Source organism: Paenibacillus gyeongsangnamensis, assembly GCF_027533625.1.
GTDB lineage: Bacteria > Bacillota > Bacilli > Paenibacillales > NBRC-103111 > Paenibacillus_G > Paenibacillus_G gyeongsangnamensis.
On the sequence record NZ_JAQAGZ010000004.1, the window covers coordinates 311227 to 335797 of the forward strand.

The 24571-nt window shown below is 43.5% G+C and carries 31 protein-coding genes and 1 pseudogene; 4 read left to right on the forward strand and 28 right to left on the reverse strand.

Annotation, left to right across the window (positions count from 1 at the left end; all coding sequences use genetic code 11):
* Positions 1-9 precede the first annotated feature (9 nt).
* Entirely contained in the window at positions 10-858 is an 849-nt protein-coding gene (locus tag O9H85_RS08225; protein WP_269880843.1) for a tyrosine-type recombinase/integrase, read from the forward strand.
* 56 nt (positions 859-914) lie between these two features.
* Here the strand turns inward: O9H85_RS08225 and O9H85_RS08230 are convergent, their stop codons facing one another.
* The 14 genes from O9H85_RS08230 to O9H85_RS08295 form a co-directional block, all read right to left on the reverse strand.
* Positions 915-1217 (reverse strand): hypothetical protein, encoded by a 303-nt coding sequence (locus O9H85_RS08230; RefSeq protein ID WP_269880844.1) that lies wholly within the window; start codon positions 1215-1217, stop codon positions 915-917.
* A 173-nt stretch (positions 1218-1390) separates the two neighbouring features.
* Positions 1391-1615 (reverse strand): hypothetical protein, encoded by a 225-nt coding sequence (locus O9H85_RS08235; RefSeq protein WP_269880845.1) that lies wholly within the window; start codon positions 1613-1615, stop codon positions 1391-1393.
* A 2-nt stretch (positions 1616-1617) separates the two neighbouring features.
* Complete coding sequence (locus tag O9H85_RS08240) at positions 1618-2259, reverse strand: DUF3990 domain-containing protein (protein WP_269880846.1); 642 nt, start codon at positions 2257-2259, stop codon at positions 1618-1620.
* A 188-nt stretch (positions 2260-2447) separates the two neighbouring features.
* On the reverse strand, positions 2448-2873 hold the full coding sequence (locus O9H85_RS08245) for a hypothetical protein (RefSeq protein ID WP_269880847.1): 426 nt from the start codon (positions 2871-2873) through the stop codon (positions 2448-2450).
* Positions 2866-3522, reverse strand: a complete 657-nt coding sequence (locus tag O9H85_RS08250) for a hypothetical protein (RefSeq protein ID WP_269880848.1) — start codon at positions 3520-3522, stop codon at positions 2866-2868. Before O9H85_RS08250 ends, O9H85_RS08245 begins: the two co-directional genes overlap by 8 nt.
* Positions 3523-3732: 210 nt before the next feature.
* Positions 3733-4035 carry a hypothetical protein gene (locus tag O9H85_RS08255; protein ID WP_269880849.1) on the reverse strand — a complete coding sequence of 101 codons (303 nt, stop codon included), beginning with the start codon at positions 4033-4035 and terminating at the stop codon, positions 3733-3735.
* 107 nt (positions 4036-4142) lie between these two features.
* Complete coding sequence (locus tag O9H85_RS08260) at positions 4143-5210, reverse strand: BRO-N domain-containing protein (protein ID WP_269880850.1); 1068 nt, start codon at positions 5208-5210, stop codon at positions 4143-4145.
* Between the two features lie 1066 nt (positions 5211-6276).
* A complete protein-coding gene (locus O9H85_RS08265) occupies positions 6277-7626 on the reverse strand; it encodes a hypothetical protein (protein WP_269880851.1) in 1350 nt (449 codons plus the stop codon).
* A gap of 584 nt (positions 7627-8210) precedes the next feature.
* Positions 8211-8450: a hypothetical protein gene (locus tag O9H85_RS08270; RefSeq protein WP_269880852.1), complete on the reverse strand. Its 240-nt coding sequence runs from the start codon at positions 8448-8450 to the stop codon at positions 8211-8213.
* Positions 8451-8472: 22 nt separating this feature from the next.
* The gene (locus O9H85_RS08275) at positions 8473-8667 is read right to left on the reverse strand and encodes a hypothetical protein (protein ID WP_269880853.1); all 195 of its coding nucleotides are present in this window, start codon (positions 8665-8667) and stop codon (positions 8473-8475) included.
* 399 nt (positions 8668-9066) lie between these two features.
* Positions 9067-9201: a hypothetical protein gene (locus O9H85_RS08280; protein ID WP_269880854.1), complete on the reverse strand. Its 135-nt coding sequence runs from the start codon at positions 9199-9201 to the stop codon at positions 9067-9069.
* Positions 9202-9875: 674 nt separating this feature from the next.
* Entirely contained in the window at positions 9876-10046 is a 171-nt protein-coding gene (locus O9H85_RS08285; RefSeq protein ID WP_269880855.1) for a hypothetical protein, read from the reverse strand.
* On the reverse strand, positions 10043-10435 hold the full coding sequence (locus tag O9H85_RS08290; RefSeq protein WP_269880856.1) for a type II toxin-antitoxin system PemK/MazF family toxin: 393 nt from the start codon (positions 10433-10435) through the stop codon (positions 10043-10045). Before O9H85_RS08290 ends, O9H85_RS08285 begins: the two co-directional genes overlap by 4 nt.
* A gap of 135 nt (positions 10436-10570) precedes the next feature.
* Entirely contained in the window at positions 10571-10795 is a 225-nt protein-coding gene (locus O9H85_RS08295; RefSeq protein WP_269880857.1) for a hypothetical protein, read from the reverse strand.
* A 125-nt stretch (positions 10796-10920) separates the two neighbouring features.
* Here O9H85_RS08295 and O9H85_RS08300 point away from each other — a divergent pair, with 125 nt between their 5' ends.
* On the forward strand, positions 10921-11100 hold the full coding sequence (locus O9H85_RS08300; RefSeq protein ID WP_269880858.1) for a hypothetical protein: 180 nt from the start codon (positions 10921-10923) through the stop codon (positions 11098-11100).
* A 40-nt stretch (positions 11101-11140) separates the two neighbouring features.
* Here the strand turns inward: O9H85_RS08300 and O9H85_RS08305 are convergent, their stop codons facing one another.
* The 5 genes from O9H85_RS08305 to O9H85_RS08325 form a co-directional block, all read right to left on the reverse strand.
* Positions 11141-11392 (reverse strand): hypothetical protein, encoded by a 252-nt coding sequence (locus O9H85_RS08305; RefSeq protein WP_269880859.1) that lies wholly within the window; start codon positions 11390-11392, stop codon positions 11141-11143.
* Positions 11393-11467: 75 nt separating this feature from the next.
* Positions 11468-11662 (reverse strand): hypothetical protein, encoded by a 195-nt coding sequence (locus O9H85_RS08310; RefSeq protein ID WP_269880860.1) that lies wholly within the window; start codon positions 11660-11662, stop codon positions 11468-11470.
* Between the two features lie 232 nt (positions 11663-11894).
* The gene (locus O9H85_RS08315) at positions 11895-12719 is read right to left on the reverse strand and encodes a hypothetical protein (RefSeq protein ID WP_269880861.1); all 825 of its coding nucleotides are present in this window, start codon (positions 12717-12719) and stop codon (positions 11895-11897) included.
* A gap of 253 nt (positions 12720-12972) precedes the next feature.
* Positions 12973-13194 carry a hypothetical protein gene (locus O9H85_RS08320; RefSeq protein ID WP_269880862.1) on the reverse strand — a complete coding sequence of 74 codons (222 nt, stop codon included), beginning with the start codon at positions 13192-13194 and terminating at the stop codon, positions 12973-12975.
* Positions 13195-13256: 62 nt separating this feature from the next.
* Positions 13257-13709 carry a hypothetical protein gene (locus O9H85_RS08325; protein ID WP_269880863.1) on the reverse strand — a complete coding sequence of 151 codons (453 nt, stop codon included), beginning with the start codon at positions 13707-13709 and terminating at the stop codon, positions 13257-13259.
* 550 nt (positions 13710-14259) lie between these two features.
* Between O9H85_RS08325 and O9H85_RS08330 the strand changes: the two are divergent.
* A pseudogene (locus O9H85_RS08330) lies at positions 14260-15174 on the forward strand (YifB family Mg chelatase-like AAA ATPase); the annotation flags it as partial.
* On the opposite strand, the gene O9H85_RS08335 reads toward O9H85_RS08330, so the two are convergent.
* From O9H85_RS08335 to O9H85_RS08375, 9 genes are all read right to left on the reverse strand, one after another.
* Complete coding sequence (locus tag O9H85_RS08335) at positions 15171-15545, reverse strand: YraN family protein (protein ID WP_269880864.1); 375 nt, start codon at positions 15543-15545, stop codon at positions 15171-15173. The pseudogene O9H85_RS08330 and the gene O9H85_RS08335 overlap by 4 nt on opposite strands.
* Positions 15542-15847, reverse strand: coding sequence for an EscU/YscU/HrcU family type III secretion system export apparatus switch protein (locus O9H85_RS08340; protein WP_269880865.1), 306 nt, complete (start codon positions 15845-15847; stop codon positions 15542-15544). The genes O9H85_RS08335 and O9H85_RS08340 overlap by 4 nt, the downstream gene beginning before the upstream one ends.
* Complete coding sequence (locus O9H85_RS08345) at positions 15844-18360, reverse strand: hypothetical protein (protein WP_269880866.1); 2517 nt, start codon at positions 18358-18360, stop codon at positions 15844-15846. Before O9H85_RS08345 ends, O9H85_RS08340 begins: the two co-directional genes overlap by 4 nt.
* A gap of 425 nt (positions 18361-18785) precedes the next feature.
* Entirely contained in the window at positions 18786-19394 is a 609-nt protein-coding gene (locus tag O9H85_RS08350) for a ribonuclease HII (RefSeq protein WP_269880867.1), read from the reverse strand.
* Positions 19395-19694: 300 nt separating this feature from the next.
* Complete coding sequence (gene ylqF / locus O9H85_RS08355; RefSeq protein WP_269880868.1) at positions 19695-20582, reverse strand: ribosome biogenesis GTPase YlqF; 888 nt, start codon at positions 20580-20582, stop codon at positions 19695-19697.
* A gap of 41 nt (positions 20583-20623) precedes the next feature.
* Positions 20624-21196 carry a signal peptidase I gene (gene lepB / locus O9H85_RS08360; RefSeq protein ID WP_269880869.1) on the reverse strand — a complete coding sequence of 191 codons (573 nt, stop codon included), beginning with the start codon at positions 21194-21196 and terminating at the stop codon, positions 20624-20626.
* 83 nt (positions 21197-21279) lie between these two features.
* Complete coding sequence (gene rplS / locus O9H85_RS08365; protein WP_127604586.1) at positions 21280-21621, reverse strand: 50S ribosomal protein L19; 342 nt, start codon at positions 21619-21621, stop codon at positions 21280-21282.
* Positions 21622-21805: 184 nt separating this feature from the next.
* Positions 21806-23293, reverse strand: a complete 1488-nt coding sequence (locus O9H85_RS08370) for a sensor histidine kinase (RefSeq protein WP_269880871.1) — start codon at positions 23291-23293, stop codon at positions 21806-21808.
* Positions 23290-23973 (reverse strand): response regulator transcription factor, encoded by a 684-nt coding sequence (locus O9H85_RS08375; RefSeq protein ID WP_269880872.1) that lies wholly within the window; start codon positions 23971-23973, stop codon positions 23290-23292. Before O9H85_RS08375 ends, O9H85_RS08370 begins: the two co-directional genes overlap by 4 nt.
* Positions 23974-24139: 166 nt before the next feature.
* Between O9H85_RS08375 and O9H85_RS08380 the strand changes: the two genes are divergently transcribed.
* Positions 24140-24334 (forward strand): hypothetical protein, encoded by a 195-nt coding sequence (locus O9H85_RS08380; RefSeq protein WP_269880874.1) that lies wholly within the window; start codon positions 24140-24142, stop codon positions 24332-24334.
* Positions 24335-24571: the final 237 nt, after the last annotated feature.

Here is a 24571-nt window from a genome sequence, read left to right on the forward strand (position 1 = left end):
GTAATAACCATGAATCTCATTGAAACTTTCATAGCACAACTCAATAAATCCGAATCCACTAAATCAGCTTATCGTTACTCATTAATCCGTTTTGAAAAGTGGCTTATTGAACAAGGTAAAGACATTGACAAACTCACACCTAGAACAGTACAAAAGTATGTGAACAATCTAGAAAACCCTCAAAATGAAAAAGATAAACCTAAATCAGCATCAAGTATTGCTAGAGAATTAGCAGCGATCACATCATTTGCAATTTTCAGTAAACAAAAGCCAGCAGTTAGCGGATTGCAAGTAATTGAAAAAGAATCTATTCTTAATACAGCTCCGAAATCCTTAAATGAAGATGAACTTGATGCATTAATTGATGAGGTTATAAAAGATGGAAATAAACGCAATATTGCAATGGTTTATCTTTTACTTTTATCTGGTATTCGTGTTTCTGAACTGGTAAATCTTGATATTAAAGATGTTTCTATAACAAGTCGAAGTGAAACCTCTTATATCCATATTAAAAAAGGAAAAGGTAATAAAGAACGTAAGATACCATTTAAAAAAGAAGCTCGTTATAAAGTAAAAGAATACCTAGATACACGCACAGATGATTGTGAAGCCTTATTTGTAACCGAAAAAGGCGAAACGAAACGTATGGGAGTTAGAAATGTTCAAAAGTTATTATCGGGATACGGAATACATCCTCATTTACTTCGACATACGTTCGCAACTCTAAATCTGAAGCAAGGTAAAGAAATTACACTAGTTGCCGATTATTTAGGTCATTTGGATCTCAATACAACTCGTCGTTACACAAAAATGACATTTGAAGAAAAAGCATTAGCTCTAGATAAAGTTAGATTTTAAAACAATAACTTTGCAAATGAAAAAGACACCACAATGGGTGCCTGATATCAGATATCTTACCACTTAAATTTATTTAAAATTATTTCTGTTAAATTCTTGGTCAATTGTTCATGATCATGTGGAATAAAGCCGTTTGGTATCATCTCAGCCATTTCAACAAATGAAATGATTTCACTCTTATTATCAATTGTTACTCTCCAAATAAGATTCTGTTCATCAACCGTTTCAACTTTACCTTTTATGGCATATGGTGCGCTTCTTAATTCATTAATCAGAATAGATAATGTTTCTGTGATTATGGATCTTCTTTCAGCAAACGTGTTAATTCTTGACTTTATTTCGTCTTTCCAATCAGACATGATTATCCCAACCTCCCTTCCATAGTCTACCAACATTCTACAATACTATTGTTTCCTTTCCAATAATATGAAGAATTCTTAATAAAACATGGTGAAGGTTCTTTCCTTTTACCTAAATCAAAAAAGCCACCCTTATGCTGGGTGACTAATTTGAATAGATTCAATTTGAAGCATCAATATGCCAGTTGCTTATGTTTCATCTGTTTTGAAATTATATTTGCCCACGATCTAGGGGAATCATGATGAACTTGTTCGGGCATAGTTTGCAGTAGAGTCATAAAATTAGACTTTTTAACCATTTTTTCTGCTTCACTTTTCTTGATACCAAAATTCTCTTTTAATTCATTTGCAATTTCATCAATTAACCATTTATCTGCTTTACCCAACTTATTCATCATGATTACCACCTCTTTTGTGCTGATATATTTTGCTGTTGTAGTATGTCAAACTTATGTAATTTCAATGCAGCATTAACCAAATCTTCATCTTCATGAAAAGATAATTGGTCATAATCTTCAGAAATAGGCGAGATGCCTTTAATTTGTTCGTCTTCATCCATGTAGCCATGTATTAATTGACTCACATTGATTTCGTTACGAATAAATTTTTTACAAAGGAAACCAATCGAGTTACCATCTGCTAATGAGCCATATGTCCATTTATAATTATGTGGATGGTTTTCTTTTCTTTGAACACGGTTATAGACTATATACCTTGCCCACTCTTCACTACGTTCAAGGAAAAATTTTCTTTGCTGTTCCTCTACAGTATACAATAATTCAGTATTTACTTCAAATGAAATAATGATACCTCTGTGCTCTCTTTTTAGTGCATTACTTCTTTGATCTCTTTCTCTTTCTTGCAAAAGTAGCGCTCTTTCTTCAGCTTGTTGATAATTACTTGTCGTGTAAAAACCTTTTCCAAAATCTAAATCATACTTGGCATCTTCTCTATGTATTAGAATCTTGTCATTTATTGATTCGTAATGTTGGAGAAGTGTTGCATGATATACTATCTTAGGCAGATGAAATATAGGACTCATAATTATTATTACTTCTCCAGCTAAAGGTATTATACTACAGATAAATCATACCATTTGTATCCTATCAATCTCAATAGATTCTAATAGAATTCGACATAAATTTATCTTTAGATTTGGTGGATGACATCCCATAAAATCCTCATTTTAGGGCAAATAAAAAAGCCACTCTGAAGTGAGTGACTTTTTGTTTAATTAGTATTAACCTGTTTTATTTTCCAATTTAAGCTCGAAAGTAATGATGAGTCCAATTGATTTTTCGTGAAATCGGAATGTTGTATTTCTGCTAATACATCAGTAAAAACATCAGTGCAGACATTTCTCGGAGATGTCAATAAATCTAAACTAACTCTGACATTCTCAACGTAAAAAGACTTATCACAATCAATTAATGTAGGATTAATAAATGGATTACGTGATTGATCTGGAATTTCTTCCACATACCTAAAAGGTGGGTTTTTCTTAAGTTTATGCTTTGGTTTAGAGGTCTGACACTTTAAAAATTCTTTATTGTTTCCGTTTTCGATGCATACATACATGTGTGGTTTTTGAGCTAGTTCTGCATCTATTTCAGGGAAAGGAATTCTCATCCTTATCACGTCCATTTTTTCAATCAACTAAAACCACTCCATCATCAGAAACTGAAATATATACTGGATTTTCCAATTCTTGATTATTGGCCAAAGTAATAAATACACTTTTTTGTTCATCAGTAAGTTTAGGAATATCTGTTTTTTTGATGATAAAGCTTTTTCCAGAGATTTGAATAACCTCAACAGAATCAATATACTCTATAGAGTACATATTTCTTAAAGAACGCAACAAATCTGAATCGTCTTCATTCAAGTCTTCTTCTCTAAGTGGCACTTGCTTAACCCCACGATTAATATCATCTTCTTTAGTACTCCAAATGTTTAATTCGTGGGTTATTTCTGATAATTCACTCTCACTTAAGATTTTCACTAGAAAACCAACGAATTTTGCTCTGTCCTCATTAATCGTTTCAGGATTCATTTGGTATATAGAGTCAACATTACTTGAAAATTCATCATACTGGTATGTGTAATCTCCATATACATCACTGAAAACAGGACCATTGGCATATCCTTTAAGTGCTCGAAATTCCGAAGTATCATTTTCTACTTTGGACAAAGCCTCATAAAAAAACAGAAACTTTTGCAATTTTAAAGAAGAATAAAATTCTCGAATCTGATTTTGTTTCAACCATCCACTGATAGCTCTTTTTCTATTGCTGCAATATAACATTATTCGTTCACCTCCTCAAAACACGAACAATCACCGAACACCCGTTCTATAATATTATGACACATTTTGAGTAATTTGTATACGAAAACTGAGTAAAAAAATGGATATATTAATTTATTTTAACCAATGTTTCACAAATTTATAATGTCTTTTTTTTCATATAGTTCCTTAACAAAATAAACTGCGCCTAAAATAGATGCAGTCTATTCATCACTTATCGTTTTTCAATTTGTTCCTTAACTCCCACCATGTTTTCTTAGGAAGTTTACCTTCTTGAATAAGTTTCATTTGTTTCATGGATTCTTTAAGGGATTCGGCTGGAGTAGTTGGGCGCTTAACGGCAGTTCTTTGTTTTTGAAGCCATGTTTCCCTATCCTCTTCAACATTCTTTTCAGCCTGTTCCCAAATTTGATCCCTAATACTATCTATCTTCCTATTCGCTTCCGCTAATCTCTCTTCTAATGTAGGTGCATCTTTACTAATCTCATCAATTTTATCTTTTTTCTGATTCATCGACTATTCACCCCTTGATTCTAGGAGTTTTTCTTGATTATGTAAAACCTTTCCCATATAAATCACATAGACTTAGTATATCTATAGAAGGATTAAACTTCAACGACTCATACATTTCTTAACATGAAGTAAGTCTTACCATCTTTATGTTCACTAACAATTCCTACAGATTGGTTATCAATTGCCGTAATTAGATTGTCATCATATCCATAATGCTTAAACAATAGATCAATAATTGCTTTTTCAAGATTATGTACATCCATAGATTTCTTATGTGTAAACGCTAAGTACATTTTAATCGGTTTATCCCAATCGATACCTGTATCGTAAGGCAGTTCATCATATGGAAAGTTGTTAATCCAATTCTTAAATGCCTTTGTCTTAACCCATTTATTAATTCGATCATTATGCTCATACATATAATTATGACTGAAGCCAGGATAATTAACCTCATAATAATCATCGATACTCGGAGGACGTAGTTCATCCACTTTGTCAGATAACTCTTCAATTTGCTTATTTAGTTTTCGTTTTATTGTTCCATTTTTCCAATTTTTAACCTTATCTAAGTCCGTAGCAACAATTCTCCTTAGTTCTTCAACCTTATGTGCAAAGCTAATGTCATTCTGATATGTATCCTTCTTGTCTAGCAATACTCTCTCTACATGTTCCATTGCCTTGATTTTCTCATCTGCTGTCCAACGCTTAATATACTGCTTAATATCATCATACACGTTGAAGATACTTGATTTACCATCAATTGTCGCTTCCATTAAAGCAACACGTCTCTTTTGTGGAGTTGCAAACCGAACAGCATTATCAATTTCTTGGTCAGTAGCTGAAGGATCAATATACACTTTGTTCTTTCTGATAGCCGGCAGCACATCAAATGCAATGAATTTCTGGAATGAAACAGCTAAGTCATTCTCACCCTTCATTGCAAGCATATAAACGTATGATTCTGGGATGAAATCACCTTTCCCCACGGTATGGGGAAGCCCAAACTCGCTCAAATAATCATTCACACGTTCCCATCTGACATATACCTTACTGTTTTTCTCTTGGATAAATCCTAAAGATTTCGCTGAAGCTTCTGCTTCAAATTCCACAATAAGGCCATTTTCTCTAACTGCTACCTCAAACACATCGTTCTTGAATACTTGTACATTTTTCATTATTTCTATAACACCTTTTTCTTATGACGAGCGTTCCACCCCATCTACTTCCTCACTGGTGCCTGGGCATCTCACCCCATGCAATTCCCTGTCAAGACAACGCAAAAAAGACCCACCAACAAAGTTGATGAGTCTCCCTAAAATGCCATTAAGCATATTTTATATATCATATTAGACTATTTTCACACATGTAAATAAATCAATATTTATATAGGATTTTTAGACATCTTGTCGGTGGTTTCTATTTCAAACATTTCTCAAAATTATATTACTCCCATAATTTATGCATTGCTATACAACCTTACTATATGAAAACCTTGATGGGCACTAAATAAGTCAATAAATATATAGGTTCTTCCGATTATGTATTAAAAAAGTGTGGCGAAAATGATACAATCCTTTTCTTCCCTCAAATAATATTAAGCATTTTCGATGAAAAACAGGCAAATACATCCATATCAGACCATATTAAGCCATTTTCACTATGTTTTGTTTTTTCGAAAAATCATATCAAACACCAATAAGTCGTTATACCATAAGGGATACAAGTTTTTTCTAAAAGTAGACATTTTAAACACATCTTTCATTTTCTCACGTTTACTACGTTTCTTAAATCTCAGTTATGATAATAAAATATGATAATATTTCTTGATAATAAAACATGATATATTACTACTGTTATTCATAATAAGCAAAATATTCTTTGACTAAATTTTTTTGACAAAATAAAACGACTAAATAATATGACTTATTACTACTGTTATTCATAATAAGAAAATATGTTTTCAAGCAGCTCCCTAAAATACCATTAAGCAACTTTAGAGAATACAGTTAAAAAACTCTTTATTTATAAGAAAAATTGACTCAATAACAGAAGTTATGGCGATAAAAATGAAATTGTTTAGAAAATGATGAATCAAGAAAGTCAATGTTTATATAGGTTCTATGACTTTTCTAAACTGTCTTAATTTTTTCATTTTCGCTACTCTCCATGCTGATAAATGTCCTAATTTGGTATCCAGAATTACTGAGTTCCTTGTCCCTGAACATAACCTTATGTCTGAAATTAATCGAACAAAGATTCTGGATCTACAGTGGCAACTTTATGTTTCCTGATTCGTTCTCTAAGACTTCTATTATCAGCATGATTAGGGCCATAGATATCAAATGAGTCTCCTTCATGCTCAACATCATGTGGTAATCCTGCATTATTTTCTTTAACAATTTCTATTCTATATTTTTCCAACTCATAGATACCGATTTTGCCAGTTTGTTCAAACATTTCAATCAATTTACGGAATACTTTTTCCTTTGTTTCTGGGTAACAATGCGCGAAGAAACTGTGATCATCAAATAAATCATAACCTCTAGTTTCTCCTTCATACTCTGTCTCAAATTCTAAGCTAGAATAATTTTGATACAATTCCATTACGTTCATGCCCCTGATAATAGCAATATCTACAGCGACCAGGTTACGCTTCTTATCTTTGAACAACAATTTTCCTTTGCTATTAGCAATTGTTTCAACTCGATTTTTCTCTTGCTCTATTTCATCTTCTTTTCTTTTTTTGTTTAATATTATTTTCCGAGCTTCTTCAATTTGTTGTTCAATGGTAAACACTACTTTTTCATTTGTTCCATTTTTTGATATCCGATTGATTTTGGCTTTAGCGACTTTTATAAACTCTTCATTATTTTCTTGATTAACATAAAGAATGTAATCATTTAATGTTAAGTCACCCTTTTTCCAATGTCCCCACTCAATATCCGAATTATCTTCAGAAACAATCTCATCGAAGATAATATCATCATCTGTTTTAACCTTACTTTCTGGTTTCTTACCTATGTACCACTTCGTAGGAAGTTGCTTAGTCCTTCCCTGTGCATCTGTATAAATTTTACCTTCAACAGAATAAATTTTATCATCTGTTTCCATTCGTGTTACAATCTCATCGCCTGTATTCTTGCTGGCGTAACCTAATATCTTACTCCATTTATCCTTAGCCTTCTCAAAACCAGGGATTCGCTTTAACATAGTAAAAACCATTAGTTCATCTGGTGAGGATACTTTTTCCCAAATATCTGTATGTATATCTTCAAATCCCCCTTTAAAAACAGGGAATCTAATTTTAATTGGTGTGTTAGCTTTAATATTAGGTTCCGATTCAAGTTCAATGACATTCTTTTCAACTAGAGAGAGGACAACACTTCTACATTCATCAATTTTCCTACTCTCATTTTTGTCCGTGAACACAATCTGATTTTGACAAACAATAGTAAGAGTTGTTTGAGTATATCCCAAAAACACAGATTTTAATGTATCTAACAGAGCATAGAAATAAAGTTGCCTAGAGGATAATTTGTACTCAGAATCATCGGTAAATACATTGTATAAACGAATATAAGGATTAGACATTTAAATTACATTTCCCCTTTGTTTACAAGTTTAAATTTGAATAGAAAATATATATAATGATAGTTGAAGATGATCATTTGTCTTTTTTCTTTTGGCCTTAACTAAGCGTAAGCGACTAACTAACCAACGCGCCTCCTCTTAATGTTAGTAGGTTTTAATGTTATTAGGTCTTATTGTTATAGTACCCCAATTTATGTATGATTTTCATACATTATATGACCACAACTTGTATTTTTTCATACATTCTGTGATCGATACTTGTATTTTTTCATACATTTTTTGACCACTAATTTTCTAATGTATGTTTTTCATACATTCTGTGACCTTCAATTTATACTCTGTAATCCCCTGTTCTAACTCTGGTGTCTGAAGGAATTGCCAGAACGGATTCAGTGTGCTTGGGTGTAAACCGTAACATATGTAGCGGATCGACTTCCTTGTGATTAGATAATTCCTGAGATTAATGTCATAACAATAAAAATAATCGCGTGTAATTTGCATATGTTACTTCTATCTCCTTGATATGAATTGAAGAGCAGCCCTGGATCGACTGCTCTTAGTAATTAGTTAGTTCTCGCGTTATATTAAATTTGATTTAAATATTCACTTTCGCCTTCAGGACTAATTTGAAACTTGTAAGTACCATTTTCGATTATTGGTTGATACACTAGATCATCATTTGCAAATTTATTCAATGCACTTGAAATATTAGGTAAGCTGATGAATTCCTTACTTTTACTTTTGATTTCGTCTGGACTCAGCCATTCAGTTTTAAATTCATACAAAACTTTTAAAACTTGCTTTTGAGTTTTATTTAATTTCATGTGGTTTCCTCACTAACCTTTCTTATGTTTGTTTTACTTTAACTACTTTCTTCTTCACATTGCTTTTCCTTTTCTCTGGCTTAACTGGATGATTGGGTGCTTCTTTTAGAATCTTCATAATTTGCTCATCTGACAAACCGTCCAACAAGTAATTTCTGTACGCCCTTCCCATTGGACTATTGGCAGTCATAAGATTATGCGCTATTTTTCGATCCATTTTTTATGTCTCCTTTATTTGGATATCTTCATAATTTATGTAATACAACATCAACCAAACAAAACTTACCGTGTTTCAGTTTTCAAGGATCAATCAATCAAATAAAATATGAAATTCATCGTAAAAGTTGTTGCCTTTAGAAAAGTAAATGTGCTATATTATCAATAAGACATTGGTTACTATAGAAGGTGCATTCTATGGTATCTAGATATTTTGAAGTATAATGTTTTCAAAGAGCGAGTATATGAATACTATTTTGGACATGACAGTTATGTTAATGTCATATTTGTGTTTCCCTCCTTCGATTTGGTGAGATAAATATAACATATTGATAGGGATAGAAATCAATAGTTTTTGCTAAAGATTTTTTTTATAATTCTCTTTTATTTTTCTCCTCCCTTACTCTTCTTTTTCTTTCTCCTCGTCATAGAGATAAATGTCCTTAATCACCAACGAAACTACCAGTAAAGCTGCGTCAACAATTATCACATTTTCTCCGTATTGCTCTAGTAGCCAACCAATTACCGTTATCATGATGTAGTCCCCTGATGTCTCTTCTAGATGATAATAAGAGCATAGCATATTGTTTAGAATACGAAAACATAAAAAACTCGCCGTAATTTTGTATCAAATTTGGTATTGAAATTTGTGATGAATTATGGTATTAAGCACTCCGTTAAACTGACGGACGCGAATCAAATTCAAAAAATATTATCAAAAAATTTTTCTTCTTCTTTAAAGAAGCGATCAATTTGTTCTGACCTGAAACGTCAAATTTGAAGTTTTAGAATCCAGCTTCGACTTCTCCATCAGATGTAGGGAGAATCAAATTTTGACGCACCTTTAGACAATACAATTTTCAACGAACTAATCTATGTGAAACGGTCGCCATGCATGACGCCGTGAGGCGGATATCCGCGACCATTGCCCAATCATGGGCTAGGTTTCGTCCCATTCCGCTTAGGACTCGTCAGGCGTATGTAATATTCAGTTTCCTCTTTGCCCTTCTCAACAGTGTTAGTTGTCTTCTAATCTCCAGTCTGCGTTCTAATCGAGTATCACGGCGACACGCTTCAGCTATTAATCGTTTCATTTTAGTATTAATTGAGCCAATGGATTCAGAAACCATGATATAACTAATATAGACTGGATTCACTTCAGCATATTTCGCAACGATCAAGAGTATCAATCCTTTTCAATTTAATTTGTTAAGCATTTATTAGTCCACGCATAGCGAGTATGCGGAGATTCCCACAGATTGCCCTTCCTTTTTCCGCTTGTCTAATGATGTTTGCTGGATCGGCATATCCAAGTGAGTAAAGTAAATCAATGAGCTTTTCTTGCCCATATATTCCCCTGCCCACTACTAGGAAACTCATGAATATACCCCCTCATTAAGTTGCAATCCCATTTGAATTGCAACAGCTTTATCAATTAATTTCATGGTCTGCTCATCAATGTAAGATAACTTGAGGATTAATCTTCCCTTATCAATGACCCTAGTTTGCTCGGCTTGTGCTACTGAGTCTGCATCAAGTCCATGAGCTACTGCATTGAGTTCAACTTGGGTAGGAAGCTTCTTCTTCAATTTTGTTGTTAAAGGAACGATTGTTACCACTGGTGACCATTTATTACAAATTGGGTTGCTACAGACAATCGCGGGCCGAAGCCCCTGTTGTTCACTGCCAGCCGCTCCAGAAAAATCCACTAGCCATACGTCCGATCTTGAGACAATCATATCTATTGTTGAATCAATGTTTGTGGACATGAATATCACCTCTTACTGGATAAATTTAATCCAACCTCGCGACCGCCGTAGTGACGTCCGCGAACGCTTTGGGCTTAATGGACTTTAACTCTAGGACATCATGTCCTAAAGATTCTTTATACTCGCCCAAACGAGTTAAGCAATCATACAAGCTTCGATGTCATCAAGAATATCCTCATCAATTGATCCGTTCCAGAACTGTGTGAAGAATACTTTTGACATGGAATCAGTCCAAAACTTATCCAGCCATCCAATTACCCAAGGGAATGCTTTAGCAATTTCAATTTCAGCAATGAACTGAACAAATGATTCTTTCGAACGGCTTCCTGCTTGAATCATGATTTCAAATTGCTTAGTCATATGTATCACTCCCGTTTCGGTTTATATTTGTATTTTAAATGCTTTAAAATGCTTTGTCAATATGAGTGTTGATAAATATTTTTAAATGCTTTAAAATTTATGTATGGGAAAGGTGTGTGGATCTCATGGCAGGTAGGCCCAAAAAGGATGAAAAGAAAATCAGAGAGGCAATTTACTTTGACCCTGATCTTTTGGAGTGGTTAAAGGAAAAAGCAGAAAAGAAACGAAGCACAGTAAGTGTGGTTGTGAATGGCATAGTAGCTGAAAAAAAAGATGAAGACAAAGAAACAGCCTCCTATGATTAAATAGGGGCTGTTCTTAATTTTGAGAGTCTCCTCGTTAGCTTCACTTTAACTTTTCACGGATTATTTTTTTGACTTCATCTAAACTAATCGAAATATTATGTTCCCTTTCCAACCAATTTTGAGTTAGAGATGACATGATCTTCACCTCGATATCATTGTTTTCTTCTTTGCTGAAGTGTATAACAACCCATATTTTTGTTTCTTTATTGAACGACTTCAATGATACAATTTCGCCTAAATCATCTCGAATAACTGAGTATTCGTCACCTTGAATCGATATTTTTTCATCCATTTTCTTCACCGCTTCTCTATGATGTTAGTTAAAGCAAAATATGAAAATCAACTTCCGACTCCTTGGATGTTCTTCTCAATCAACTAATTTTTGTTTCTTCCCTGTTTGAATCTCTAAAACAAGTGACTTAAATTGAAATTGGCGTTCCAATGGTATCTTATCAATAAACTCTAATGGGTGATTTCCTAAAAATTCAAAAGTATACTTGTCGATGTATGAGCAAGTGAACTTTATCTCCTTCTTTTTTCTATTTCTCGATTGTTTGTCCATGTTGTCATCATCCTCGATGTTATGAGCGTAAAAAATGAAAAAACATGATAATTATAAATACATATTTTTCCATATTCCCATAACAAGCATAGCATCCATGGAATGTGGAGATATAGCGGTAAATGATGGTAAAGAAAAACCTCCTTTGTTGGAGGTTATCGGAAGCGTCTATTCGATTTATTGAAATTAATAATTGGCCGCTGAAACTTTGGAATAAGTGTTGATTTAAAAACTAAACGTCTAGTTTTTTAATTGATCTTATTACAGCATGATAAGTGGCTAAATAAAAATGAAACATCCAAGAGTACCATATGTTCTTATCATAATTTGATTTTTGATTAGGATTATGGTGTCTTAGACTAAAATTGTTAGCTATTTCAAAAAGCACACTCTCATCTTTCTTATTTAATGCAATTGACAACTTCTCAGACTTTTTAAGCCATTCAAAAATATCTGCTAAATCAATTACGGCTTGTTTTCTCTCATCTAAACTAAGATTACGGTTTTTCCATCTTCTAATGGCTGCTTTTACTTTAAAATCTATATTATTTAGGTCATATTCTAATATTTCTGCATTTAATATCTCTTCTAACCCATACTTTCCCAGTGTAAAAATCTCACCAGTTTCAGTCATTTCAAAACCTTCGCCATAATCACATATTACAAAATTGACAGAACCTCTAAATTCTTCTTGCCCTAATTCTCTGTTATAATCACAATAGTCTTGATAATTTAACCCAGAATCTGTAGTAAACCATCCCAATTCCCCTGGTTTGGAGGTATGATGAAAAAGAAATTCTAAAGTATCAAAAATATTTTCTTCAGTAACGTCTAATCTATCCCACTTAGATATTGGAAATGGTTTGAATTTAATTTCAAACATCGCTTTATGATTAGCATCATCTGGTGTAAATTTATCTGATATTGATAGTTTCTCTTTAAAAAAATCTCGACTACTATAATAAAGGAATAAGCTCTGAAGTTGTTGATACAATTGATAAACATCTATAGATTTTTTGTTGTTCCTTGTTGAATAATAACTTCTTTTTTGCGTCATTTTCTTACCCTCTATTTATTATGTCTTAATAGTATTTTACTATGAATATGGAAAATAAAACATATATAAGACTTAATAAACCACACGAAAAAAGCCCATTCAGAAATGAACTGCTTTAAAATTAATTTGTTTTAGGGATTGCATTAAAAGTATGATTATCTGCTTTTTCTAGTTAATGAAAATTCCATTTTCTCAATACGACTACATCGTTTGAAACTCTAATTCATCAGTATAAATTTTATATTTATGCAATTTATTCACAGATTCTTTCTTCAGTGTATTGATAACCTTGCGCTTCAAGTTCGCTTCTTGCTTCAAACGCAGGCTCATAAGTTGTAAAATATCTCACATCTCTCTTGTCTTTTTGAGCTAAAATAATTAATTCCAAATGATATTGATCGTCCAAAATGTTTTCGTGAATATTAAAAACTTTTTTGTCATGATCAACTACAAATAGACTCGTTACTTGAGCCATAGTTTACTCTCCTTCCATGATGTTTTTATAATTATCGCCTTAATCATTCTTGAAATGGATTTTTATTTGGCTGCTTTTCTGAATCTTCTTTCTTTCTCACTTTTATACATCTCAATGTTATATTCGTTAAACAAATCAAAGTCTTTCTTTAAAATCTCCGGTATGATACTGTTACCACACTTCCAAGCATCTAACTCTTTATTAATTTCAAATTGGTTAAACCTATCCAAAATATTCTCTTTAATAGTAAAATCAAATTGTCTTATATGTGATTCAATGTTATTTTGATAAGCACGTACATGACCTAATTCATGATAAACTGCTAGTTTTAGAGTCAACTCTTCTGGAATCGAATAACTTTTAGATAAACTTTGGATTTGTTTTAAATTTATAGTTAAATCATATCCATCTGTACCAGTTTCTTTATTTTGATAATCAAAAGTGATCTTACATTTAAAATTATGGTTTTTAATAATTTGTCGTATTATCGCCTCTGCAAATGGTTGATTTAACATATTTTATCACTCCCCCATAAAATGTCCTTTCAACATCAATTTTGTTTGCTATACCCTTTTCACATACCTTCAATACTACCATAATTACAGAGATTAGAAATCAGCTTCTTCAACGATTAAACCGTTGTCGAAAGGAATCCAAATATACTCTTTTTCGTTTTGAATTTTGATGCTTCTCAGTTCTTTATCCAGTTTGGTTATCTTACCTTAGATAGTTTGATCCTCAAAGTCAGACCAAACAGTAACAACGGCCTCTTTCTCGTTATACATTGCCACTCCTAGACCGCATATAATCGCTTCTAAGGCTTTTTAATCTCTATGAGGAAGTGTTCATTGCTCAGGCACTCTTTACGTTGTAGAGGCCTTTCTGGATGCTCTAGGACTGTATTATGAATTGAGGGTATTTGAGTGTTTACAATGGGAGAAATTTAGGGGTGATTCAAACAGATCATTTACTCTAATGGAACATCAGTTCTCTTATTGACTTTAAGAAGTGAAGGAAAGGGTAAATAGTTAAGCCGTACGAAAAAAAGCTCATTACGTGGTTTTGTTGCACAATATCCTGCTTATCGGGCCTCCAGGAACCGGAAAAACGATGCTCGCCAAGCGGCTGCCCACCATTATGCTGCCGATGACGGAAGCGGAAGCGCTCGAGGTAACGAAAGTATACAGCGTCTCCGGAAAGTTCGCCGACCGCCGGCAGCTGATCCGGGAACGGCCGTTTCGCATGCCGCATCATACGATTTCTTCGGCAGGGCTGATCGGAGGCGGCGGAGTGCCGAAGCCAGGTGAGGTCAGCCTCTCCCATCGAGGCGTCCTGTTTCTCGACGAGCTGCCGGAATTTTCCCGGCTTGCCCTGGAAGTGCTTCGGCAGCCGCTGGAGGATCGCGAGGTGACCATCGGGCGGGCCCGGGCCGTATACACCTTTCCGGCGCATTTCCTTCTCGCGGCATCGATGAACCCTTGTCCGTGCGGCTATTGGGGGGCCGATACAGAGCATCAAGCGTGCATGTGCTCCCCTCTCAAAATCGCTCACTACCGCTCGAAAATCTCCGGTCCGCTGCTCGACCGCATCGACCTGCATCTCCCCGTGCCCCGAGTCGAGTACAAGCATTTGGACAGCGGGCTAAAGTCGCTATCTTCCGAAGAGATGCGCAAGCAGGTGCAGCTTGCGTATGTAATGCAAACGAAACGGTATCAAGGCACCGGAATCCAATTCAACAGCGAGTTGAGCGGCAAAAGCTTGCGCACGTTCGTCCGGCTGGACCCCGAGTCCTCGTCGCTGCTGCAGCGCACCTTCGACCATTTTGGTCTTAGCGTTCGTGCCCACGACCGCATCTTAAAGCTTGCCCGTACGATCGCCGACCTGGAGCAGTCGGACGAAGTGCTGCTTCCCCACATGGCGGAGGCGCTCCAATACCGCATGCTGGACAAAAAAAATATCCTTCCGGCGTCCCAGGCTTAGAACGCGGAGCGGATATGATGGATCGTTAACACAACGCCGTTGGCATCCGTTTCCACGGAAACGACGTCGAAGCGGACCTGCCGGTCCTGCTGACGCTGGGTATGCATGTAAACTTGAGCGGTTTCGATGACCTGCCTCATCTTGCGCGCATCGACCGACTCCAGCGGCGTCCCGAAGCGGGTCGTGCCGCTGCGTGTCCTGACCTCGACAAAGACAAGGACTTCTCCGTCTAGTGCAATGATATCGATCTCGCCGGTCCGGCAGCGCCAGTTTCTTGAGAGGATGGCGAAGCCGGCCTTCCGCAAGTGAGCTTCCGCGGCCGCTTCTCCCAGATCGCCAAGCTGCTTTCGATTTAACCGTTGGCTGCTCATCGCGTCCTCCTCCACTGCATCGCGCGATTGTCCGAGCGATAAATAAAGCTAAGCACCTCGGCTACGAGCTGGTACAGCTCCGGGGGGATTTCCTGATCCAGGTCCAGCTTGGAGAGCACCTCCACGAGGGAGGCGTCCTCCTGGACGGGAACGCCGTGCTCCTTCGCTTTTTCCAAAATCGCTTCCGCGATGCGTCCTTTTCCTTTGGCTATCAGTTTCGGCGCCGCAGAGGCCTCCGGAGCGTATTTCAAAGCTACCGCCTTCTTGAGGCCCGGGGCTTGTTCTTTTTGTTTCTGTGTCATAAACGGATATCTACACCTTTATAAGGTTTTTGTACGTAAACCGACGATAGCCGCGCCGAATCGGTCTCTAGGTTTGCAGAAGCGCCCGCTCCCGTCCCGCCGAAACGCGGAGACGGATAGGGGCTGCATTTCAGCGAGATAAATTGATAGCCGATGGAGGAGAGCTTGTCTTTGATCTCTTCCTTTTGGGATTCCAGCAGCTCCTGCGTAAAAGGAAGATCGTTGTGCACGTGCAAGCTCACGATTTTGTTGACCACTTGTACGTCCACCATCGTATTTCCGAGCGATCGCATGCTCAGATCAAAGACTAAACGGCAGTTGTCCGCGTCAAGCCGCCCGTTTTTTCCTTTGCGCGACTGGATATGAATGGAGGCCGTCTGCTCCCCGTTCCCGTTGAGGAGGGGGACGAACAGCGTAATTTGGGAAAAAAGCGCATCCCGCCCCGGCATCAGCAGCAGCTGCTGTCCGGTAATTTGCTGTACCGCCTGCTGTGCAGCTTCCTTGATGCCCGCAGGCAAGTCGTCTGCCCGGCTCAACTGGAGCAGCATACTCTTCAGCGTATCCGCCGGCTTATCCGTCGAATCCGATGCCAATTGGTTCGCCAGCGAAGCCGGATCCGCGTCGATCCGTTTCAACGCTTGATGCTCATGCTCGATGCCGAGCGATTTCATCATTCGGCCCAACCAGTGATCCGCTGCCGGTTGGGCTCCCATCTTGGCGTCGGACTGCACCGATTGCTCCGCCGCTGACGGCGCTCCGCCCGCTGCGCTTCCCGCGCCCGCCTGCACCGCCGCTGCCGACGGCGCTCCGCCCGCTGCGCTTCCCGCGCCCGCCTGCGGCGCCGCTGCCGACGGCGCTCCGCTTGCTGCACTGCCCGCGCCCGCCTGCGGCGCCGCTGCTGCCGGCGCTCCGCTTGCTGCGCTGCCCGCGCCTGCCTGCGACGCCGCTGCTGCCGGCGCTCCGCTTGCTGCGCTGCCCGCGCCTGCCTGCGGCGCCGCTGCTGCCGGCGCTCCGCTTGCTGCGCTTCCCGCGCCCGCCTGCACCGCCGCTGCCGACGGCGCTCCGCCCGCTGCGCTGCCCGCGCCCGCCTGCGACGCCGCTGCCGACGGCGCTCCGCCCGCTGCGCTGCCCGCGCCTGCCTGCGGCGCCGCTGCCGACGGCGCTCCGCCCGCTGCGCTGCCCGCGCCTGCCTGCGGCGCCGCTGCCGACGGCGCTCCGCCCGCTGCGCTGCCCGCGCCTGCCTGCGGCGCCGCTGCCGACGGCGCTCCGCCCGCTGCGCTGCCCGCGCCTGCCTGCGGCGCCGCTGCTGCCGGCGCTCCGCCCGCTGCGCTGCCCGCGCCTGCCTGCGCCGCCGCTGCTGACGCCGCTTCGCTTGCTGCGCTGCCCGCGCCTGCCTGCGGCGCCGCTGCTGCCGGCGCTCCGCTTGCTGCGCTGCCTGCGCCTGCCTGCGGCGCCGCTGCTGCCGGCGCTCCGCTTGCTGCGCTGCCCGCGCCTGCCTGCGGCGCCGCTGCTGCCGGCGCTCCGCTTGCTGCGCTGCCTGCGCCTGCCTGCGGCGCCGCTGCTGCCGGCGCTCCGCTTGCTGCGCTGCCCGCGCCCGCCTGCGACGCCGCTGCCGCCGGCGCTCCGCTTGCTGCACTGCCCGCGCCTGCCTGCGACGCCGCTGCCCCTGGCGCTCCGCTTGCTGCGCTGCCCGCGCCTGCCTGCGACGCCGCTGCCGCCGGCGCTCCGCCTGCTGCGCTTCCCGCGCCTGCCCGCGGCCCCGCTGCTGCCGGCGCTCCGCTCTCTGCGCTCCCCGAGCCTTCCTGCGACGCCGCTGCTGCGCTGCCCGCGCCTGCCTGCGATACGGCTGCGGAACGCACCTGCCGGATCAGCTCAAGTACACCCTGAAGCAGCTCCCGGCTCCGGGGCGTAAGTCCGCTGCCGCCATCCAGCTGCTCCGAAACATACGCTTCCAGCTGCTCAAGCGTTTCATGTAAAGGCTGAGCTTGAACGGCCTGACGGATCGACTGCACCGTTTCCGGCGTTAAAGGCAGCCCTTTTTGAAAAGCAATCACAGCTGACGGCATCCAATCCGCCATTTTTATGGAAGAAGGCATCTTTGGCAGCAGCTCCGCAAAGGCCTTCACGTTCTCGGGAGAAAGCTCAATGCCGGCACGGTGTAACAGCTGAACCAACTGACGGTTGACCGGCACGTCGGACAACCCCAACGTCTTCAGCACATCCCCCAGCGGAAGCTCCGCCAACGGCACATTCGCCATTTGTACCGGCTTCAGAACGACTTGTCCCCCGGACGATTCAGGCTGTACCTGCAGCAGCGTCGAATCTCCCGGCGTGAGAGGCGTCTCCATCTTGGCGCGCACCTGCACGCCGCTAATATTGACCAGCGCCTCCTGATCGGAATATGTCTGCAGCACAACGCCGCGAACGACCTCGCCGGACTTGAGTTCCAGCGTTTTGGGTTCCGCCGCCTGCGCATCTCCTGTAAGGCTGCGAATAAGTCCGCCAATATTCAATCGACCGCACCTCCTTTTCTCCACTATTTCAACAAACTCGGAACTCTCCGGGCAAGCCCGCCTCCGCAGCAGGCTCATGATTTGTTCCGCCTTAACCCACGACTTTGAGGTAGCTTTTCTTGAAATGAATTTCCAGCTCCGCTGAAGCTTATCATTTCTATCTTTATAAGAAAAACTCCTTATCGGAGTCTTTCATTGTAGCCAGACCTTCGGTTTGCGCAGCAAACCCGCTTCGTAAGCAAGAAGATTTTCTTGGTACAGAAAGATGCAGTCCGCTTGAAAGCTTTAGCAACTTAAATTTTCTGTATCGTTTAAAAAAACGGCCCCGTACGCTACGCCACCCCTCACTCGGGATGTCAGCGGCGCACTGGCCGGCTCGTGTAATTCTTATATCGGCAAATCCTGCTTTACATTTCACTGTCAATTTAAAACAACACCTGCTGCTCGGCCACGATTTTGCTTAGGAACGTTTTGCGGTGCATGCGGCTTGGGCCGAATTCGTTGATGGCTTCCCTATGCATTTTGGTTGCGTAACCTTTATGTATCGCAATGCCGTATTCCGGAAACTCCTCGTCCCATTTCAGGCACATCCGGTCTCTCGTCACCTTGGCTATAATCGACGCCGCCGCAATCGACTGGCTCAAGGCATCCCCATGGATAACAGCCAGCTGCTCGCGGGGCACATCCACCTTCTCCGCATCCACCAGCAGAAAATCCGGCTCGATCCCGAGCGATTCCACCGCCATTTTCATCGCCAATCGTGAAGCTTGTTTAATATTGATCCGCTCGATCGTCGGGACGTCCACGACCCCGATGCCGACGGCCAGCGCTTCGTCCCATATGGTGACATACAGCGCCTCGCGCTTTTTGACGCTAAGCTTCTTGGAATCGTTGACATCCTCCAGGACCAACCCTTGCGGCAATATTACCGCTGCGGCGACCACATCGCCGAACAGACATCCCCGTCCAACCTCATCGACCCCGGCGATCCGCTGTTTGCCTTGTCCCCTAAGCTCTTGCTCGTATTCCAGCACTCTCCGTCACCTGCCTGTTCCCCAGTTCGTTCCCATTATACCTTACCATAGCAGGCCTGCCTACCCTTTTCCTCATCCTAAAGGCACCTTGTCTCTTGAAGCGCTTCCGAAAAAAGCCTTGCGGTCAGCTTCATTCCGTTCTACCTTCCACAATCCCGTATCCGAAGTTCCGATGCCGATACAATCGCCTCCCCTGCTAATGGCGTCATTAAAAAAACAATCAGCGCGCTTCATCCGTCCCCACTCTTCCCAAAAATACAAAAAGCCGCCCCTGAACGGGAACAGCTTCTCTCCTACCTGTTATTCCTCTGTCATGCCAACGGCTTCTTGCGGCGTTTCCAGCGTGATCCTTCCCAGCTTGCCTGCCCTCAGCTCACGCAAAATGGTAAGCGAAGCCTTCTCTAGATCGACTCGGCCTCCGCTCATCAGCGCACCGCGCTTGCGGCCTACCGCTTCCATGAGCTCTACGATCGCATCCGTATCCGACGGATCGTCCGGAACCTCCGATACGCCGAAGCGCTCCTTCACGGCTTCTTTATAATGCCCCGCAAGATACCGCATCGCGAAAAAAGCGATGTCCTCCACATGAAGAATTTCTTCCTTGATCGCACCCGTCGCCGCCAGCCGGAGGCCCACCTGCTGATCCTCGAACTTCGGCCACAGAATACCCGGGGTATCCAGCAGCTCCATTTCCGTGCCGACCTTGATCCACTGCTGGCCCTTCGTTACGCCCGGCTTGTCGCCTGTGAGCGCGATCTTGCGCCCGGCCATCCGGTTGATTAGCGTCGATTTGCCCACGTTCGGTATGCCGACGATGAGCGCCCGGATCGCACGCGGGTTCATCCCTTTGCGGATTTGCGCTTCGATCTTGGATGACATCAGCTCGCGGGAGCGGGCCATAATGTCCTTCACCGGATTGCCGTTCACCGCGTCAATCGGCAGTGCCTGAAGCCCTTGCCCGGCGAAATAAGCGACCCACTGCCGGGTCAATTCCGGATCGGCGAGATCGCTTTTGTTCAGCAGCACAAGGCGCGGTTTATTTTGCAATATTTCATCGATCATCGGATTCCGGCTGGACAGCGGAATCCTGGCGTCCAGCAGCTCGATCGCAAGGTCGATCAGCTTTAGCTTATCCTGGATTTGCCTGCGGGCCCTCGTCATGTGACCGGGGAACCATTGTATCGTCATCTTCGCGAATCACCACCCTTATTTGAAAAAAAAGCCCGGTTCTAGTGGCGAACCAGACTGATTTTGTTGAACGGCCAGAAGATCAGATCGGCGCGCCCGACAATTTGTTCATATTTGATAAAGCCGATGTCCCGGCTGTCTTGGCTATTCGATCGGTTGTCGCCCATGACGAAGATCGTGCCTTCGGGAACGGTTTTCTCGGCGAAATTTCTTGTGTTATAGGGTATCCCTTTTTTCGCCGCATCATCCAGCGCCTGCCTCAAGTAAGGCTCGTCCAGCACTTGATTGTTCACATACACCTTATCGCCTTCCACCTTGACGGTTTCACCCGGCAGGGCGATGACGCGCTTTATGTAATCCTTGTCTTTGGTTGCGTGGAATACGATAACTTCGCCTCGGCTCGGCTTGGACAGCTTGTAGATGAACTTGCTTACGATCAGCCGCTCTCCCGTGTAGAAGTTCGGCTCCATCGAGGGCCCTTCCACAATGAACGGAGCAAAAATGAGCCAGCGGATAATAAACACCAGTGCCGCCGCGATCAACAACGCCTTCATCCATTCCCATGCTTCGTTTTTGATCGGATTCGCTTTTTCTGCAGTTTGATCCTGCTCCACTTTCTCGCCTGCCCTTCCGGTAGGTGCCGTTTATAAACGAAAAGGAGCCGTGGTGGTTAGACCTAAGCCCCTGTTTCTTCTTGTTATCGGATTTCTTGAATTCTTGCTGCTTTACCGCGCAGACCGCGAAGATAGTAGAGCTTCGCGCGACGGACTTTACCACGGCGAGCCACTTCAATCTTGTCGATCTTCGGAGTATGAATCGGGAACGTTCTTTCCACGCCGACACCGTAAGAAATTTTTCTTACTGTGAACGTTTCGCTGATTCCGCCGCCGCGGCGTTTAATAACAACACCTTCGAACAGCTGGATCCGCTCGCGGGAACCCTCGATAACCTTAACGTACACTTTCAGAGTGTCGCCCGGACGAAAGCTCGGAATGTCGCTGCGCAGTTGTTCCTTCGTAATCTCTTGGATCAAATTCATGTATGACTCCCTCCTTCCACACAGGTGTTCATGCCGCCTCTTATCGATGACTGTTTCTTGGAAGTTACGCGCAGAGGACCACCGTATTCAAGCAAAAACACAACAACGTTTTAAATCTTAGCATAAATGAAAATGAATTACAAGAGCTTTCCTTTTCCTGTTCCCTGACTGGAGTTTGACGCCGTTACTTAAGCGCCATCGTCTTCCCTGTAACGGGAGGAAAACGTACCATAAAAGCCGTACCTTCCCCGGGGGTGCTCTCTACCCGTATCTCCGCTTCGTGAAGATCGACGATCGATTTCGTAATCGACAGCCCGAGTCCGGCTCCTCCATGCTTGCGGGTCCGGGACGCATCCGCCCGGTAGAAGCGTTCAAATAAATGCGGCAAATGCTCGGCCGGGATGCCGTGGCCATTATCGCGAACAATCAGCTCTGCGCCCCCCGCGCCCCCATCGACGAGAATGCCGATCTTTCCCATTACCGGGTCGGTATGTTGAACGGCATTGTGAAACAGATTCAGAATCACCTGCTTCATCTGATCCTTGTCGATCCAAGCCTTTGTACCCGGCGTCAAAACGAAGCGGACTTCGCGACGGCCGGCCAGCAGCTGCAGCTGCGCCTCCATCTCGCGTACCAGTGCATCCAGCGAGCCCTCCTGCAGCTGAATCCCGGGCTTTTGGTCCATACGTGCCAGAAACAGCAGATCCTTCACAAGCTTATTAAGCCGCTCCGACTCGCTGTGCATGCTGCGCAGCGCTTTCTCCAGCTGCTCCGGGTTGGAGGCGGCCCCCCTCAGCAGCACCTCAAGGAATCCATGAATGGACGTGAGCGGCGTTCGCAGCTCATGGGAAGCATCGGCGACGAAGCGCCGCATCTGCTCCTTCGCTTCCTTCTCCGCCTCGAACGAAACCTCCAGCCGCTCCAGCATCCCGTTGAAGGAAGCGGACAGCCGGTCGATCTCCAGCTGCTTCTGGCTCTCCGGCAGCCTTTCGTTCATATTCCCCGCGTTAATCCGCTCCATCGTGCCTACGATCCGGTTCAACGGGACAAGCGTTCGGCGCAGGACGGGCGAGAAGCCCGCCCAGCCGATTACAAGCGCCAGCAGCGACAAGATAATATAAATCCACAGCTCCTGCGTCAGCAGCTGCTCCAGAGGCGCGATGCTCGAGCTGACTTGAACGATCCCCTGCGTCCGGTTCCGGTCATTGATGGGCTGCAGCACTACCAACATTTGTACACCGTCGGCATCCTTCGCGATCCGGTAATCGATTTTTTGCGGATTCTCTTGCAGTACCTCTGCATAAGTCTCAGGAGACAGCTGCGGCGATTTCAAGCGGAAGCCGTCATCCGTAAGCTCGGTCAGCTTGCCCTCCGAATTTACGAACGCCACCGCCGAGTCCGGGAAGCGAAAATAGAGCGAAGGATCCCGCTGGGTGCCGTTCCTTTGGAGCTCGGCCCATCGCACCCAGAACGGCGGCGGCGTGGTCATAATCTGACTTTTAATATTTTGAACCCGATTGGCATAAATAAATTCCTTCATCAGCACATATTGAAAAGCGCCGATCAGGACGAGCAGCGCGAGCAGGATCAGCAGCGATCGGGCCAGCAGCTGAAACCGCAGCGAATTCGGCGCGATCAACCTGCCGATCCAGGAGCGGAAGTTGAGCTTCATGGCAGATCCACCCGGTAGCCGGCTCCCCGCATCGTGCGGATCAGGCGGTGCTCGCGGTCGCTTAGCTTCTCGCGAAGGGAGCGGATATACACCTCGACGATATTTTCTTCGCCGCCGAAATCATAGCCCCATACCTTGTCTAGAATCGTTGCCTTGCTAAGCACAAGTCCATGATTCATAACGAGAAACTTCAGCAGCTCATATTCCGTCGGCGACAGTTCTAACGTCCGGTCTTCGTAGCTGATTTCCTTGCGCCGGTCGTCAACCCGGAACGGGCCGAAAGCCACCTCGCTGAGCAAATGCGGGAATTGATTGCGAACGCGGGCATGAATCCGGGCCAGCAGCTCCTCAAAGCTGAACGGCTTAATCATATAATCGTCTGCGCCGATGGTAAGCCCCTTAACCCGGTCCTCCACCTCTTCCCGGGCCGTCAGCATAATCACTGCCGTATGGCCGATTTTCTTCAGCATCCGGCAAACCTCAAACCCGTCCATCCCGGGCATCATAACGTCCAGAACCGCGATATGCGGCTGGAACTTGTTCGCCGCCGTGATTGCACTGAAGCCATCCGGCACCGTCTGTACCTCGAACCCTTCGTTCTCCAGCCCCAGCTGAAGAAACTCCAGAATGTTGGGCTCATCATCCACAAGCAGTACTTTGATCCCCTTCGGCAGCTCCATGTTTCTGTATCACCTCTTGCTTTATTGTACACAAAAAACAGCAGCTCCGCTTGAAGTTCGGCCTCATTTCAGCAAACTTTCAGCTGAGTTTCATGGCTTTTTCAGAGATATATCCGATAATAAGAGTAATGGAAATTCATTGCTAGAAGAAGAGGTGATCACGGTTATGAGAACCTATCGCCGACTCCATCTATGGGTCGGTCTTGTATGCTGTCTGCTTATCCTGATGGAGTCCCTCACCGGGCTGCTGATATCCGAATCATGGTTATCCTTAGGCCAATTCACGGAGCATCGTTTGCCGGCCCCCGGCGCCGTCTTAACAGCTTCCCAGGAAGCCGCTGCACCGGACGCCCTCGCGTGAAGCTTTCACCCGGACACCGCAAGAAACGGCATCTTTGCGGTCTTCAATCCCGCAATCCCGTCCGGCCGATTCGCCGGCAGCAGCATGAAGCGGCTTGCGGAAGCTTCCGCAATCGGCATAATTATTCTGACAAGCGCGGGGATCGTCCTGTCCCTCCGATCGATTCGCGCGCAAACCCTGCGTAAGCAAAAACGGCTGCCGTCAGCTGCGGAATCCGAACAGGCATGAACCTGGGCC

Coding starts and splice junctions, on each gene's coding strand:
- O9H85_RS08285 (WP_269880855.1), bottom strand. CDS start 10,046: ATGAGTTTCCTAGTAGTGGGCAGGGGAATATATGGGCAAGAAAAGCTC.
- O9H85_RS08340 (WP_269880865.1), bottom strand. CDS start 15,847: ATGACACAGAAACAAAAAGAACAAGCCCCGGGCCTCAAGAAGGCGGTA.
- O9H85_RS08320 (WP_269880862.1), bottom strand. CDS start 13,194: ATGGCTCAAGTAACGAGTCTATTTGTAGTTGATCATGACAAAAAAGTT.
- O9H85_RS08270 (WP_269880852.1), bottom strand. CDS start 8,450: ATGAAATTAAATAAAACTCAAAAGCAAGTTTTAAAAGTTTTGTATGAA.
- O9H85_RS08325 (WP_269880863.1), bottom strand. CDS start 13,709: ATGTTAAATCAACCATTTGCAGAGGCGATAATACGACAAATTATTAAA.
- O9H85_RS08370 (WP_269880871.1), bottom strand. CDS start 23,293: ATGAAGCTCAACTTCCGCTCCTGGATCGGCAGGTTGATCGCGCCGAAT.
- O9H85_RS08250 (WP_269880848.1), bottom strand. CDS start 3,522: ATGTTATATTGCAGCAATAGAAAAAGAGCTATCAGTGGATGGTTGAAA.
- O9H85_RS08275 (WP_269880853.1), bottom strand. CDS start 8,667: ATGGATCGAAAAATAGCGCATAATCTTATGACTGCCAATAGTCCAATG.
- O9H85_RS08260 (WP_269880850.1), bottom strand. CDS start 5,210: ATGAAAAATGTACAAGTATTCAAGAACGATGTGTTTGAGGTAGCAGTT.
- O9H85_RS08230 (WP_269880844.1), bottom strand. CDS start 1,217: ATGTCTGATTGGAAAGACGAAATAAAGTCAAGAATTAACACGTTTGCT.
- rplS (WP_127604586.1), bottom strand. CDS start 21,621: ATGAATTTGATCCAAGAGATTACGAAGGAACAACTGCGCAGCGACATT.
- ylqF (WP_269880868.1), bottom strand. CDS start 20,582: ATGACGATACAATGGTTCCCCGGTCACATGACGAGGGCCCGCAGGCAA.
- O9H85_RS08290 (WP_269880856.1), bottom strand. CDS start 10,435: ATGTCCACAAACATTGATTCAACAATAGATATGATTGTCTCAAGATCG.
- O9H85_RS08255 (WP_269880849.1), bottom strand. CDS start 4,035: ATGAATCAGAAAAAAGATAAAATTGATGAGATTAGTAAAGATGCACCT.
- O9H85_RS08280 (WP_269880854.1), bottom strand. CDS start 9,201: ATGATAACGGTAATTGGTTGGCTACTAGAGCAATACGGAGAAAATGTG.
- O9H85_RS08310 (WP_269880860.1), bottom strand. CDS start 11,662: ATGGACAAACAATCGAGAAATAGAAAAAAGAAGGAGATAAAGTTCACT.
- O9H85_RS08315 (WP_269880861.1), bottom strand. CDS start 12,719: ATGACGCAAAAAAGAAGTTATTATTCAACAAGGAACAACAAAAAATCT.
- O9H85_RS08375 (WP_269880872.1), bottom strand. CDS start 23,973: ATGGAGCTGCCGAAGGGGATCAAAGTACTGCTTGTGGATGATGAGCCC.
- O9H85_RS08240 (WP_269880846.1), bottom strand. CDS start 2,259: ATGAGTCCTATATTTCATCTGCCTAAGATAGTATATCATGCAACACTT.
- O9H85_RS08305 (WP_269880859.1), bottom strand. CDS start 11,392: ATGGATGAAAAAATATCGATTCAAGGTGACGAATACTCAGTTATTCGA.
- O9H85_RS08265 (WP_269880851.1), bottom strand. CDS start 7,626: ATGTCTAATCCTTATATTCGTTTATACAATGTATTTACCGATGATTCT.
- O9H85_RS08235 (WP_269880845.1), bottom strand. CDS start 1,615: ATGATGAATAAGTTGGGTAAAGCAGATAAATGGTTAATTGATGAAATT.
- O9H85_RS08225 (WP_269880843.1), top strand. CDS start 10: ATGAATCTCATTGAAACTTTCATAGCACAACTCAATAAATCCGAATCC.
- O9H85_RS08380 (WP_269880874.1), top strand. CDS start 24,140: ATGAGAACCTATCGCCGACTCCATCTATGGGTCGGTCTTGTATGCTGT.
- O9H85_RS08295 (WP_269880857.1), bottom strand. CDS start 10,795: ATGACTAAGCAATTTGAAATCATGATTCAAGCAGGAAGCCGTTCGAAA.
- O9H85_RS08300 (WP_269880858.1), top strand. CDS start 10,921: ATGGCAGGTAGGCCCAAAAAGGATGAAAAGAAAATCAGAGAGGCAATT.
- O9H85_RS08335 (WP_269880864.1), bottom strand. CDS start 15,545: ATGAGCAGCCAACGGTTAAATCGAAAGCAGCTTGGCGATCTGGGAGAA.